This window comes from Bradyrhizobium sp. SZCCHNRI1029 (assembly GCF_032487555.1).
Taxonomy (GTDB): domain Bacteria; phylum Pseudomonadota; class Alphaproteobacteria; order Rhizobiales; family Xanthobacteraceae; genus Bradyrhizobium.
This window is the reverse complement of the sequence record NZ_JAUEUK010000016.1, coordinates 18,200-32,511: the sequence shown is the minus strand read 5'-3', so window position 1 is coordinate 32,511 and position 14,312 is coordinate 18,200. Positions and strand designations below refer to the sequence as shown.

Below are 14,312 nucleotides of genomic sequence, written 5' to 3'. Positions count from 1 at the left end.
GAACCCGCGGTCATCACCGCCGGCTCTCATCGAAATCTAGCGGCATGCACGGCCGCTGCGAATTGATCGTTGCACATTCTCTCACTGCGAGAAAAGCCGCGAACGTCCGCAATCATAGCATCGCAGCGCGGCAACGGCCGAGACTTCGCACGTGCAACAAGAGCAATCGTGCATCGAACCGCAGGGGCGGGCAATCGGGGCCGTCAGGCGGCGCGTGCCCACCGACGGCGCCGGCGAGGGATGACGTTGGGCACGGCGCGCTCCACGGTTGTTGCACGCCGCGATGAGCTCGCCGCTCCTTTGTGCACCCCACACGCGCAACTACGTGCCCTGCCCGATCTTGTCCTGCGTCTTGGTCTCGAAGTCGCTGGCGTCGTGGCGCTCGTGGAGCTGGCTCTTGGGATCGCCGGAGACGCGGTTGACCATGCGGCCGCGCTTCACAGCGGTACGCTGCGCGATCTGGTCGGTCCAGCGCTGGACATTCTTGTAGTCCTGCACCGAGAGGAACTCGCCGCCTTCGTAGAGCAGGCCCTTGGCGAGCGCGCCGTACCACGGCCACACCGCGATGTCGGCGATGGTGTAGTCGGGGCCGGCGAGATACTCGCTTTCGGCCAGGCGGCGGTCGAGCACGTCGAGCTGGCGCTTCACCTCCATCGCGAAGCGGTCGATGGCATACTCGATCTTGGTCGGCGCATAGGCATAGAAGTGGCCGAAGCCGCCGCCGAGATAGGGCGCAGCCCCCATCTGCCAGAACAGCCAGGACAGGCATTCGGCGCGCTTGGCCGGCTCGGTCGGCAGGAAGGCGCCGAACTTCTCGGCCAGATAGACCAGGATCGCGCCGGACTCGAACACGCGGATCGGTTCCGGCCCGCTGCGATCCAGCAGCGCCGGGATCTTGGAATTGGGATTGATGGCGACGAAGCCCGAACCGAACTGATCGCCCTCGCCGATCCGGATCAGCCAGGCGTCATATTCGGCGCCGCTGTGGCCGAGCGCCAGCAGCTCCTCGAGCATCACTGTGACCTTTACGCCGTTCGGCGTTCCCAGAGAATAAAGCTGCAAGGGATGACGACCGACAGGCAATTCCTTCTCGTGCGTCGGACCTGCGATCGGCCGGTTGATGTTGGCGAAGCGGCCGCCGCTGGCCTTGTTCCAGGTCCAGACCTTGGGCGGCACATAGCTGTTCTGTTCAGACACGGCAGACTCCGGCGTGAGCGTCAGGAGCGAGCGTTTTAGGCGCATATGCCGTCGAGCGGAAGCCACGCTGCGCGCGGGCGCCATCAGCATTTTCTGCATTGCGCGGTCGAACCTGCGATGACAGAACGGAGACAAGACAACAATGACGGTCCGTCGCGGGCCGGCTCCTGGAAACGCCGATGACTGCAAGTCCCCTGCCCCCCGACCGCATTCCCGTGATCGTCGGCGTGGGCGAGATCGTCGATCGCCCCAAGGACATCGGCGACGGTCTCGAGCCGCTGGCGCTGCTCGAACAGGCGATCCGCCGCGCGGAAAATGACGCGGGCGCCAAGCTCATCCAGGACACCGGCTCGCTCGACGTCGTCAACTTCCTGAGCTGGCGCTACCGCGATCCCGAGCAGCTTCTCGCGCAGCGGCTCGGCGTGAGCCCGGCGCACTGCCACTACGGTCCCGTCGGCGGCGAGAGCCCGATCCGCTTGCTGCACGAGGCCGCCTTGCGCATCGCGCGCGGCGAATGCGAGGTCGCAGTGGTCTGCGGCGCCGAGGCGCAATCGACGGCGACCAAGGCCGAACGCGCCGGCGTGACCCTGCCGTGGACGCCGTTCGCGCATGACGTCGAGGAGCCGAAGCGCGGCGCTGCATTCCAGAAGCCGCTGGCGGTGAAGCTCGGCGTGTTCCGTCCGGTCACGGTCTATCCGTTCTACGAAGTCGCGAGCGCAACCAAATGGGGCCAGACGACGCGGCAGGCGCTCGCCGAATCCGGCGAGCTGTGGTCGCGCTTTTCCGCGGTTGCCGCCTACAATCCCAACGCCTGGCTGAAGCGGCACTTCGCGCCCGAGGAGATCACGACTCCGTCGGCCGACAACCGCCCGATCGCCTGGCCCTACACCAAGCTGATGGTCGCCAATCCCATGGTCAACATGGGCGCGGCGCTGATCCTGACCAGCCTGGCCAAGGCGCGTGCGGCGGGCATTGCCGACAGCCGCATGATCTATCCGCTCGGCGGCGCATCGGCGGAGGATCCGCGCGACTACCTCACGCGCGATCAGTTCGCCGAAAGTCATCCGCAGAACGCCGTGCTGCGGGCCGCGATGAACATCGTCGGCGGCAACGGCGCGGCGTTCGACGTCATTGAGCTCTACAGCTGCTTTCCCTGCGTGCCGAAGATGGCGCGGCGGATCCTCGGCCTCGGCGCTGACGTGGAGCCGACCGTCACCGGCGGGCTGACCTTCTTCGGCGCGCCGCTCAACACCTACATGACGCATGCCGCCTGCGCGATGGTGCGGCGGCTGCGCGGCGGCGCCAGGCGCGGCCTGCTGTACGGCCAGGGCGGCTTCGTCACCAAGCATCATGCGCTGGTGATCTCGCGCGAGCCGCCGTCATCGCTGTCGCAGGAGGTGAGCGTGCAGGCCGAGGCCGATCGGCATCGCGCCGCCGCGCCGGAGTTCGTCAGCGAGGCCGGCGGCGGCGGCAGGGTCGAGAGCTTCACCGCGCTGTTCGATCGCAACGGCGAAGTCGAGCATGGCGTGGTGATGCTGCGCACCGAGCAGGACACGCGCACGCTGGCGCGCGTGCCGGCGCAGGACGCAGCCACGCTGGCGCGGCTGATGGATCAGGACCGGTCGCCGGTCGGCGCGCTCGGCACGATCACGATGGTCGCCGATGGTGTGCCGGAGTGGCGGACGAATTAGTTCGCTTCCGTCGACTCACACCTCCCGCGCCTCGTGCTGCCAGCGCGCATAGGCCGTCTCCCAATCGGGATCGCGCTCCGCCGCGAAGCCGAGCGTCCTGCCGCCACCGAGGTCGCGGAAGCCGATCATGGCGCGGCGGTGCGCGCCGCTTCTGACATAGGCGCGCATGCTGGCTTCGTCGGTCCAGACCGTCAGCGTGTGATAGATGCCATTCACCGGACGAAGCTCGACGCGCAGATTCCCGGGAGCCGCACGCGCCTGGCGGACGGCGCGCAGCGTGTGCCACCAGAATCGCGCCCGCCGCGTGAGGCCGCGATGCGAGCGGAAGCCGGTGACGGACACGTAGACGCTCATGGCGCGCTCCTGGATCGCAAACCGCCGCGCGATGGAACGGTCGCGCCGACAGGTGTGAGCACAACGCTGCCCGCCGCGTCCTGGATGTCGGAGTGCGGATCACGGGCCGGCGCTCAGCGCCCACTTCGCCTGGGCTTCACGTTGGCAGGCACCGTGCCCGTGGTCTCCGCAGCCGCCGGAGGCGCGCTGTCGTCGCCCGCCAATTGCTGGTCGCGCTTGCGCGCGAGCGCCTCGTCACGCCGGGCGGCCGCGACCGCCAATTCCGGATCCAGCTTGAGCGCCTGGTTGAAGTCGGCGAGCGCGCGGTCGTAGTGCCCCTTTGCCAGCCACACCGTGCCCCGGTCGCTGTACGTTGCGGCATCGCTGAAGCCCATGCGCACGGCGTGGTCGAGATCGACAAGGGCTTCGTCGAGATCTCCCTTACGCTGGAACGCAAGTCCACGATCGTGGAACAGCATCGGGTTGTGCGGATCCAGCCGGATCGCCCGCTCATAATCGCCAAGCGCCCGGTCGAAGCGGCCCATGCGGACCAGATCCTTGGCGCGGTAGTGATAGAGATCGGCATTGCGGGGCGCGAGCCGGATTGCTTCGTCGAAATCGGCGACGGCGCCCTCGAGATCGCCCTGTCGGCTGCGGTCCATCGCGCGCTTCACCAAGGATGCGGCGGTCATCGGCGCAGCCGGGACGACCGGCTCTGCCGCTTTCGGCTCTGCCGGCGGAGGCGGCGCGGGGGCCTCCGCCGCCGGAGGCGGCACCGGGAGCACGGCTCCGGTCGCATCCTGGACGGCAGGCGCCGGGACGGTCTCACCTGCGACCTTGCGCTGCGGCCCCGATCGGGCCTGCGGCGACGGTGTCACGATCGAGCGCGTCGCCTGCCTGCTCATCCAGTCACCGGCGGAGGGCAACAGCAGAATCTCGAGGCCGATCAGGACCGCGCTCAGCACGGCGGTCGCCGCGGTAAACTGCAGGATGGCGTCCCAGCGTTCGCGGCGGACGCGGTCGCGCTCGGAGGCGAGATGGGCGTCGTATTCGGCACGCAGGCCCGCGTCGCGCAACACGTTGTAGGCGACGATGATCAGCTTGAGCTGATGCTCCGACGCCGCATCGGCGCTGCCCCGGAGGTCGGGATGGTGCGCCTTGGCGGCCTGGCGGAACGCCCGCTTGATCGTGTCGAGATCGGCCCGCGGCGATACGCCGAGCACCTCATAATGCGTCGTCATGGCGCGATCCCGAACCTCTCTTCCGAGGCCGGTCCGGGATCACGCGGGGAGCAGGTCGAGCGCATAATGGGCGCCATCGCGGGTGAGCCGACCGAACGCGGCCCACGGAAAATGAGATCCACAAACCAACATCTTTTCTGCAACGATACGATCGAGCAATCTGCGCCGGCTGACCTCGGCAGCCGCGCCGTCCTGGTCATAGGCGCCGTGCCATTCCGGATGGCGCAGGCACAACGCCGGCACATAGGCGGTGTCGCCGGAGATCATCAGTTGCTCCGCTCCGGAGCCGAGATGAAACGCGGTGTGCCCCGGGGTATGACCGGGGACGCTGACGAAGCGGATGCCGGGCACCACCTCGTCCTCGCCCTCGACCGGCAGCACGTTCTTCCAGCCCGGGATCACGCTCTGGATGCGGCGCGCCAGCGCCTGCCGCCACGGCGGCAGCCGGCTGGTCAGAGATGCATCGGTCCAGAATTTGTACTCGGCCGCAGCCACGATGATCTCGGCGGTGGGAAACACCGGCGCGTCGGTGTTCTCGCCGAGCAGGCCGAAGATATGATCGGGATGGAAGTGCGAGATCAGGATGGTGTCGATGTCTTCCGGGCGAATGCCGGCTGCTTTCAGATTGTCCAGCATGCGACCCGAAACGAAGATCGAGTCGGAATTGTAGCCCTGCACCTGACCACCGCCGCCGGCATCGCAGAGCACGGTCTTGCCCTTCAGCCGCACCACGAAGGTGGAGATCGGGACCGGGACGAAGGCTGGGCTCAGACCAGCGGCGCGCAGTGCGTCCTTCACGTCGCTGATGCTGGCATTGCTGATGAAGCCGGCCTCGTGCGGCTTTTCCCACACGCCGTCGTAGAGGGCGATCACCTCCGCCTCGCCGATCGTGATCCGGCGATAGCCGCGTGCGGGATCCTCAGTGCGGCGGTGCGGCTTGGCGGCAACGACGGCTAGTCCCGCATCGAGACCCAAGGCAGCCGCGGCCGTCGCGGCCGATAGCACCAGGGTCCTTCGCGAAAAACCACCCGCAATCACATTGCCTGCCACTCAAATATACCGTCGGTTGAATAAATGCCTAACACAAGTTAATCTCCGCACCTTAGCGGGATTATGGCGCGACAACGGCCTTTCTGGCCGGGGCGTCAGGTGTGGGGAGTCTGCAACGGTGGGGGATGATCCGGTCGAGCGGGGCGCCGCCTGACGAACGGCGCACGCATGAGCGTCGACGTGGTTCGCGGGGGCATCGTCGGCTCTGTCCGCGGCTATCGTTAGGGCTGTGTCGTTCGACTATCGGATGCGACAGCGGCCAATCTCGGCCGCTGTCCTCGGCTTCGTCAATGTCTTGGGTCAGGCGGCGCGAACCGATTGCAGGAAGCGGCTGACCTCCAGCTTGAGACGCTGGCTATCACCGGAGAGCTGGCGCGCGGCGCTGAGCACCTGCCCCGAGGTGTCGCCGGTCTCGCTGGCGCCGCGCTGGACGTTGGAAATGTTGGCGGACACCTGCTGTGTACCTGCGGCGGCGTGCTGGATGTTGCGCGAGATCTCGGCGGTTGCTGCGCCCTGCTCCTCGACCGCGGCCGCCACCGTCGCGGCGATCTCCGACAGCCGCTCGATCGTCGTCGAGATCTCTCTGATGGCGCCGACCGACTCCTGCGTGGCCCCCTGGATGCCAGAAATCTGTTGGCCGATCTCGCCGGTCGCCTTGGCGGTCTGTTCGGCCAGCGCCTTGACCTCGGAGGCGACGACGGCAAAGCCGCGGCCGGCTTCGCCCGCCCGCGCGGCCTCGATAGTGGCATTGAGCGCCAGCAGATTGGTCTGCCCGGCGATCGTGTTGATCAGTTCGACGACGTCGCCAATGCGGGTCGCCGCCTTCGACAGCTCGCCGACACGATCATTGGTGCGGCGTGCCTGCTCGACCGCATCGGAGGCGATGCGCGCGGACTCCTGCACCTGGCGGCTGATCTCACGGACCGACGAAGTGAGTTCCTCGGTCGCCGAGGCGACGGCCTGAACATTGGCCGACGCCTCTTCGGAGGCCGCGGCGACGGTGGTGGAAAGCTCCTGCCCTCGCACGGCGGTGCTCGACAGCGAGTTGGCCGAGCTCTCGAGCTCGCTGGAGGCCGAGGACACCGTATTGACGATGTTGCCGATGGCGCCTTCGAAACTGTTGGCGAGCTCCGACATCTCCCGCTTGCGCGAGGCGGCTGCTCGCCGCTCCTGCTCACCGAGCTCCCTGGCGTTGAACCGCACCATCGTCTGGACGGTCTGCAGGTTACGCAAGGCGCGGCCGATCTCGTCGTCGCGCTCGATGTGCATGCGGGTGTCGAGCTTGCCCTGGGTGATGCTTTCCATCGTCTCGTTCACATGATCGAGCGGCGCCACGATCACGTTCATTGTGCGCAGCCCGACCAGGCCACACAGCACGACACCGGTGGCAGCAATCGCCACGGCGGTCATTCCGGCGAGCCCGCCCTCCCCGAACGAGATGACACCAAGCACGAGCAGGAACAGCGTCTGCAATCCGACCAGCGTTCGCAGCCTTGCCGCGATCGTGCCGGTGAACATCGAGAGATGGTCGAACACCGAGCGGCGGCGGACGATGCCGTCGTCGATCTTGTAACCATGTGGCCGCTTTTCGCGGATCGCCGCATAGACCTGCTCGGCCTCTGCGCGCTGGTCGGCGGGCAGCTTGGTGCGCACCGAGGTGTAGCCGACGACTTGGCCGTCTTTGCAGATCGGCGACGCCGTCGCCAGCACCCAGTAATAGTCGCCGTTCTTGCGGCGGTTCTTGACCGCTCCGACCCAGGGACGGCCGGCCTTGAGCGTGGTCCAGAGATTGTCGAAAGCTTCAGGCGGCATGTCCGGATGACGCACGATGTTGTGCGGCTGCCCCATCAGCTCGGCTTCGGTGAAGCCGGCCGCATCGACAAAATCCTGGTTGAAGAAGGTCAACTTGCCCTTCGTGTCGGTCTTGGACACGATCAGCGTGTCATCCGTGATTGGATACTCGACGTTGGTGACGGGCAAATTCTTACGCATGGCGAGTCTTTCAATCGACGATGATGGCCGCGAGTCATGCCGGCATCGGCATGACTAATTTTGCTGCAAACGATGCATCGATTGTCGCAGTCGCCGATTAACCTAAGATAAAATGCCGCAACCGTTGAAATACGGGTCGCTGGACCCCGTTCACGGACGGCCGCAATCTCACAAGACCTGTCGCCGGCGTGTCTCCTCGATACGAGCCAGACAGAACGGCCCAACCATGTTGCCGCCGTTGATGCAGGAAACTGGATCAATCGGTGCGAACCGTTTGCAGGAAGCGCAAGAGCGCCAGCAGGTTGGTTCGGCCGGCGGTGATGTTGATCGGCTCGACGATTTTGCCGATGCGGGTCGCGGCCTTCGACAGCCCGCCGAGGCGATCGGTGGTCCCGCGCGCCTGGCCGGCTGCCTCGCCCGCCATCCGCGCCGACCGGCCCACGAAAAAAGGGCGCGGCCTCGCGGCCACGCCCTGGTCTGGTCGGGATCTGCGCGCCGGGATCAGGCTGCGCGCACGGTGTCCAGGAAACGTCCAACCTCGAGCTTCAGTCGGTTGCTGTCGCCGGACAGCATTTGCGCCGCCGAGAGCACCTGGGACGACGCCGAGCCGGTCTCGCCGGAGCCGCGCTGCACCCCGGCGATAGCCGCGTCATTCCAGCTCGATCGGCTGATAGGCGCCGGTCTCGTCGAGCGCCGTGCCCCAGATCTTGTGCGAGGCCTGATGTTCGGCGGGGCCGAAGTTGAGCGAGGCGCCAAGACCGAGATCGATGTTGCGCATCGACTCCAGCGTATCGATCAGCCGCTCGGTATCGAGCTGCGGACCGGCCTGCTTCAGGGCCTGAACCAGGATACTCGCCTCGATGTAGCCCTCGAGCGAGGTGTAGTCCGGCGGTTCGCCGGGGAAGTGTCGAGCCAGCGCGGCCTTGTAGTCGAGCACCACGCTCGAATAGCCGGAGACGGCGGGAACGGTCTGGGTCACGACGACCCCGGCCGCGTAGCGCGAACCGAGCAGCATGAGCTCATTGGCAAGCGCCGATGCGCCGACCGCCGACACATTGACGAAGAGGACGCCGGGAAGCGCGTCGCGCGCCTTTTCGATGAACTTCGCCGCCGCGCGCGAGGTCGCGACCATGATGACCGCGCGGACGGGCACCTTCTGGGCCTTGAGCTGGTTGATCGCCGGCTCCACATCGACGGTGTTGCGGGTGTAGTTGACGCGCAGGATCGCGGCGTCGCTGAGGCCGAGGACGCGAAACGCCTTTGCCACGCCGGCAAAGCCTGCATCGCCGAACGAATCGTCCTGCGCGAACAGCGCAATCTGGCGTGGCGGCACGCGGCGCAGCTTCACCAGGTAACGGACCAGCGCATCGGCTTCTTCCGAATAGCTCGGACGATAGTTGAAGACGTAGCGGTCCGGCGGATCGTGGCGCGAGACGTTCGCACCGGTATAGGGGCTGAAGAACAGCATCCGGCGCTCGAGCGAATATGGGATCGCGACGGCCGCCGTCGCGGTCCCGAAACTGCCGACGAAGCCGAACACGCGCTCCTTTTCGTAGAGCTGCTTCATGGCGTCGAGCGTGCGGTTCGGATCATAGCCGTCATCGGCGACGACGAGCTTGAGCATCCGGCCATTGACCCCGCCGGCGTCGTTGGCGCGGTTGAAGGCGGCTTCGATGCCGACCTTGAGCAGCCGGCCCGATTCCTTGTTCGCGCCCGACAGTGGCAAGACGCTGCCGAACGTGATGTCGCGCTCCGTGACGCCGCGAACCGATGGAGCAGGCACGGCGCTCGTCGCACCAGCCGCAGCGATGGAGGGCGCAGAGTCCGGCAGCGCGCCGGCCGCCGTTGCGGGCGCGCCGATCGATCGCTCGATGTCTGCGAGCTGAAGCTCGGCCCGCCGGCAGTCCTGGCGGCCACTCGCCACGGCCGCGCGACCGTCGGCGATGGAGCGGTCGAACTCGCGCGTCAGCTCGTTGCGATCGCCGTCGTCGCTCGACACCTCCCGGATGACGGCCTGGAACTTGCCGATGATGGCCTGGATCCGCGGCCGAGGGATCTCGCTGCAGGCAAGGGCCGCTCCGATGGCGGGACCGATCCTGCCGCCGAGGTCGCGCACGACGGCGAGGTTGTCGCCGGGCGCGGCACCGACCGAGGTCGTGAGCATGAGGGTGAGGATGATCACCGAGGAAGTCGCGAGCGATCGCATCCGGTTCACCACCTCGTGGCGGGGCCGGAGGTCAAGGAAGGCCATCATGACGGGATTTGAACTCGTTGAGACACGCTGGTCGGATCGTTGATTGAGCTAGTGAGATTGCCGCGGCCTGTCAGGCCGCGCGGACCGTCTGCAGGAAGCGGCTGACCTCGCGCTTGAGGCGGTTGCTGTCTGTCGACAGCCCCTGGGCCGCCTCCAGCACCTGGGTCGAGGCCGAGCCGGTCTCGGTGGCGCCGCGCTGCACGTCGGTGATGTTGACGGAGACCTGCTGCGTGCCGTGCGCCGCCTGCTGCACGTTGCGCGAGATCTCCTTGGTCGCGGCGTTCTGCTCTTCGACAGCGGCTGCAATCGTCGAGGAAACCTCCGACAGCCGCTCGATGCTGCCGGAGATCAGCCTGATCGCCGCAACCGATTCCTGTGTCGCCGCCTGGATGCCGGCCACCTGCTGGCCGATCTCATCGGTCGCCTTGGCGGTCTGCTCCGCCAGCGCCTTGACCTCGGCGGCGACCACGGCGAAGCCCCGCCCCGCCTCGCCGGCACGCGCCGCCTCGATCGTGGCGTTCAGCGCCAGCAGATTGGTCTGCCCGGCAATGCTGTTGATCAGCTCGACCACGTCGCCGATGCGGCTCGCCGCGCGCGACAGCTCGCTCACCCGCTCGTTGGTCTTCTTCGCCTGCTCGACCGCTTCGTTGGCCATGCGCGCCGATTCATGCACCTGGCGGCCGATCTCGGTGACCGAGGACGTCATCTCCTCGGTGGCCGAGGCGACGGATTGCACGTTGGTCGACGCTTCCTCCGACGCAGCCGCCACCGTGGTTGCGAGCTCGCCGGCGCGGACCGCCGTCTTGCTCAAGGTATCCGCCGAGACTTCCAGTCTGGACGAAGCCGACGAGACCGTCTCGACGATCTCGCCAACGGCGCTTTCGAAGTCGTCGGCCATCTTGTGCATGTCGGCCTTGCGGCGGGCCAGCGCCCGCTGCTCGGCTTCCTTCTGCTCCGCTTCCAGCGCGTGACGTGCGACCGCATTGCTCTTGAACACCTCGACGGCGCCGGCCATCTCGCCGATCTCGTCGCCGCGTCCTACGCCGGGGACCTCGACGTCGAGACGGCCGCCGGCGAGGCTCTTCATCGCGCTGGTCATGCGATGCAGAGGGCTGGTGATGCCGCGCCCGACGAGCGTCGACACGACGAGCAGGATCAGCAGCACGATCCCGGCCGCCATCAACGACTGCCGCGTCGAGGCCCAGGCCTGAGCCGAGAGGTCATCGATATAGACGCCGGTCCCGACCAGCCAATTCCAGGGTGCGAAGCCTGCGACATGGGTGAGCTTGGGCTGCGGCGTCTCGGAGCCGGGCTTCGGCCAATCGTAGTCGACGAAGCCGCGGCCATGCTGGCGAACCACGTCGATCATCTCTTGGAACAGCTTCTTGCCGTTCGGATCCTTCATGTCCGCGACGTCCTGCCCGATCAGCTTGGTCGAGATCGGATGCATCAGCATCTTCGCGGTCATGTCCGTGACGAAGAAATACTCGTTGCCGCCATAGCGGAGCTGGGAGGCGCGCTCCAGAGCGCGCTTCTGCGCGTCGGCGACCGAGATCGTCCCCTTCTGCGCGGCAGCATGCTCCTCGGCGAAGATGGCGAGCGCGAGCTCGGTCAGATGCCGCAGCTCAAGCTGCTTCTGCTGCTTGAGGCCGGCAGCGAGCTCACGGGAATTGAAGGCAGTCAGGCCGATCAGACCGAGGAAGCTCAGACCGATCAGGGCGTAGATCTTGATCCCGATGGTGAGCTTGAGGCGATGAGGCATTGCAAACGACATGTCAGTCTCCACGGGCGCGACTCATGCTTGGGGCGCTCGGGGACAGATCACGTCGACGGTCGGGGGGCTCGCCCTCGTCGTCACGCAAACGGGCCCGCAGCCCACGCGTGGAAGCTACGGAACCCAATATTAAGTCTGGTTAAGACGATGTCCGTGCAAATACGGAGCAACGATCGAAAACTGATCGTTGCCCGTCCAGATCGGTAACGCGCTCCGGCTTGCCGTGCGACGCGTCGTCTCGTGCCATGCGACCGAACGAGAGAAGCGCCGTCTGCCCGTGGGACTCGACTGCGCGTTGGCCGCGAACGTCCGGACCCTACGCGCCGATTCTTAACACAAGTTAAAAACGCAGATTGACTACGCAGGTTAGTTTCCCGGCGTCGATGCAACGCGTGACAACGCAAAAGGCCGGAGCGTTCGATGCTCCGGCCTTTTAATCCCCTGCGCAATCCGAGTTGGCCGCTTCCGCGTCTCGGCGTTACGCCGCCCGCACCGAACCGAGGAAGCTCGCGACCTCCTGCTTGAGACGGTTGCTGTCGCCGGACAGCGCCTGTGCCGCTGAGAGCACCTGGGCCGAGGCCGACCCGGTCTCGGCCGCACCGCGCTCGACGTCGGCGATGTTGGACGAGACCTGCTGCGTGCCATGCGCCGCCTGCTGGACGTTGCGCGAGATCTCCTGCGTCGCCGCGCCCTGCTCTTCGACGGCGGCTGCGATGGTCGAGGAGATTTCCGACAGCTTCTCGATCGTGGAGGAGATCTCCTTGATCGCGCTGACCGACTCCTGCGTTGCGACCTGGATGCTCGAGATCTGCTGGCCGATCTCGCCAGTCGCCCTCGCGGTCTGCTCCGCCAGCGCCTTGACCTCCGAGGCGACGACCGCGAAGCCGCGGCCGGCGTCGCCGGCGCGTGCGGCCTCGATGGTGGCGTTGAGCGCCAGCAGGTTGGTCTGGCCGGCAATCGTGTTGATCAGTTCGACGACGTCGCCGATGCGGGTGGCAGCCTTGGACAGCTCGCTGACGCGCCCGGTCGTGGTGCGGGCCTGGCCGACGGCGTCGTTGGCGATGCGCGCCGATTCCTGCACCTGGCGGCTGATCTCGGTGACCGACGAGGCCATCTGCTCGGTCGCAGACGCCACCGACTGGACGTTGGTCGTGGCTTCCTCCGAGGCGGACGCAACCGCCGTCGTCAAGCCTTGCGAGCGCGTCGCGGCCTGGGTCAGCGTGGTGGCGGACTGCTCGAGCTGGCTCGAGGCCGACGAGACGGTGTTCACGATCTCGCCGACCGCGGCTTCGAACTGCTCGGCCAGCCGCTGCATGTCGGCCTTGCGCTGGCGCGCCGTGATCGCGTCCTGCGCGCTCTTTTCCTCGGCCTCGGCGCGCGCCTTCTCCTCCGCATTGCCACGGATCACCGTTACGGTCTTGGCGAGATCGCCGATTTCGTCACCCCGCGATGCGCCGGGAATGGCGATGTCGAGCCGGCCGCGCGCCATCTCGCCGAGCGCCGCGTTCAGCCGCGTCAACGGCCGCGCGATCCCGAGGAACGAGAACACGACCGAACCGATCACCGACAACAGAACCGCCAATCCGACAAACAGCGTGATATAGCTCGCCTGCGCGGCGACCTGGTCTGCCTCGAACCGCGCGCTCGCGTTGCGCGCGCGCGCGTCCTGGATCGCAGAGGACATCAGCTCGCCGGCCTCGCGGAGATAGATGAGCGTGCGGTCGCGCAGCACGGCCTCCTTGATCCCCTCGGTCTTCACCACCTCGTCGTTCGCGGCGACGAAGTCCGAGGCGAGGCCATTGAGCTTGGTGATCGTGGCCTGGATCTCGCGGTCGTCGGCCAGCATGCGGGCATCGGTCAGCGAGCTCTTCAGCCCCGGCACCGTCTGCTTCACCGTCAGGATCGTCGCGGCATCGCCAGTCATACCGAACCGCCAGGCCTGCGACCGCATGTAGTTCAACTTGGCATCGGCAGCGTGAAGCTGGCGCTCGACCCGCTCGCGGAAGGCGAGCTTCGGCAGCGACGGCGAGGCGAGCAGCGCCTTCAGGCTGGTGTTCCAGTCGTTGGAGACAGCACTGCGCTTCTCGATCTGCGTCAGCAACTTCTTCTGCGCCTCGGCGAGATCGACCGCTCCTGCGGCATAGCTCGTCATCAGCTCCTTGATCCGGGTCAGCCGGGCGCGATTGTCGGCGGTCGACACGTTGGCGAGTGCGGCGTCGATGTCCGTCACCATCCCGGTCGAGAACTGCTGAATGTCGGCGGCGGCCTTCTCTGCCTCGGCCGGCGCACGCGCCAGCCGTGCCGAACGGCCACCGAGCTGGGTCTGCTGCATGTTGATGCTGGCCGACAGCACGCTCTCGACGACGCGCCGCGCGCGCTCGGCCTGCTGATTGGCGTGGTTGACCGCTCTTTCCGCCATCAACTGGTTAGCGATCATGCCGACGGCGAGAGATGCGCCGATGGCGCCAGCGAGCCCGAGTTTGTAGCCGATCCGATTCAGTTTCATTGCCCTACCCACAGATGAACGCGTCACGCGACGGTCCGTACTGGAGGTATAGCGGTGAGGTCCCTAGAGACCGTTAATTTACGGGAGTTATCGGGCATTACACGCAAAAAACTTCTGCTTTTTCAGTGTGCGTCCCGATGCTTATGGCGGCACGACGGCGCTGCCGCGCCGAGCGACGGCTCACAAACTAAGCAGATGATGAGATCGGGACCGAGGCCAAGCACGTCGTTCCAAAATCCGGCACGGGCCGACGCAGCCGGGAGTCGGCTGACGC

The 14,312-nt window shown here is 66.6% G+C and carries 10 protein-coding genes; 1 reads left to right on the top strand and 9 read right to left on the bottom strand.

Annotated elements, in window-relative coordinates:
- Positions 1-321: 321 nt before the first annotated feature.
- A complete protein-coding gene (gene yghU / locus QW861_RS31550; RefSeq protein WP_410051844.1) occupies positions 322-1,242 on the bottom strand; it encodes a glutathione-dependent disulfide-bond oxidoreductase in 921 nt (306 codons plus the stop codon).
- Positions 1,243-1,376: 134 nt separating this feature from the next.
- On the opposite strand from yghU, the gene QW861_RS31545 reads away from it, so the two are divergent.
- Positions 1,377-2,888, top strand: coding sequence for an acetyl-CoA acetyltransferase (locus tag QW861_RS31545; protein ID WP_316193937.1), 1,512 nt, complete (start codon positions 1,377-1,379; stop codon positions 2,886-2,888).
- A gap of 15 nt (positions 2,889-2,903) precedes the next feature.
- Here the strand turns inward: QW861_RS31545 and QW861_RS31540 are convergent, their stop codons facing one another.
- The 8 genes from QW861_RS31540 to QW861_RS31505 all read right to left on the bottom strand — a co-directional run bounded on the left by QW861_RS31540 (position 2,904) and on the right by QW861_RS31505 (position 14,038).
- Positions 2,904-3,242 carry an antibiotic biosynthesis monooxygenase gene (locus QW861_RS31540; RefSeq protein WP_315749174.1) on the bottom strand — a complete coding sequence of 113 codons (339 nt, stop codon included), beginning with the start codon at positions 3,240-3,242 and terminating at the stop codon, positions 2,904-2,906.
- A gap of 113 nt (positions 3,243-3,355) precedes the next feature.
- Entirely contained in the window at positions 3,356-4,462 is a 1,107-nt protein-coding gene (locus tag QW861_RS31535; RefSeq protein WP_315749172.1) for a tetratricopeptide repeat protein, read from the bottom strand.
- Positions 4,463-4,501: 39 nt separating this feature from the next.
- On the bottom strand, positions 4,502-5,467 hold the full coding sequence (locus QW861_RS31530; protein ID WP_315714948.1) for an MBL fold metallo-hydrolase: 966 nt from the start codon (positions 5,465-5,467) through the stop codon (positions 4,502-4,504).
- Positions 5,468-5,812: 345 nt separating this feature from the next.
- Entirely contained in the window at positions 5,813-7,504 is a 1,692-nt protein-coding gene (locus QW861_RS31525) for a methyl-accepting chemotaxis protein (protein ID WP_315749170.1), read from the bottom strand.
- Positions 7,505-7,760: 256 nt separating this feature from the next.
- The gene (locus tag QW861_RS31520; RefSeq protein WP_409998600.1) at positions 7,761-7,973 is read right to left on the bottom strand and encodes a hypothetical protein; all 213 of its coding nucleotides are present in this window, start codon (positions 7,971-7,973) and stop codon (positions 7,761-7,763) included.
- Between the two features lie 180 nt (positions 7,974-8,153).
- Positions 8,154-9,710 (bottom strand): ABC transporter substrate-binding protein, encoded by a 1,557-nt coding sequence (locus QW861_RS31515; RefSeq protein ID WP_315749168.1) that lies wholly within the window; start codon positions 9,708-9,710, stop codon positions 8,154-8,156.
- Between the two features lie 118 nt (positions 9,711-9,828).
- Positions 9,829-11,532: a methyl-accepting chemotaxis protein gene (locus QW861_RS31510; RefSeq protein ID WP_315714951.1), complete on the bottom strand. Its 1,704-nt coding sequence runs from the start codon at positions 11,530-11,532 to the stop codon at positions 9,829-9,831.
- A 478-nt stretch (positions 11,533-12,010) separates the two neighbouring features.
- Positions 12,011-14,038 (bottom strand): methyl-accepting chemotaxis protein, encoded by a 2,028-nt coding sequence (locus QW861_RS31505; RefSeq protein ID WP_316193936.1) that lies wholly within the window; start codon positions 14,036-14,038, stop codon positions 12,011-12,013.
- Positions 14,039-14,312 lie beyond the last annotated feature (274 nt).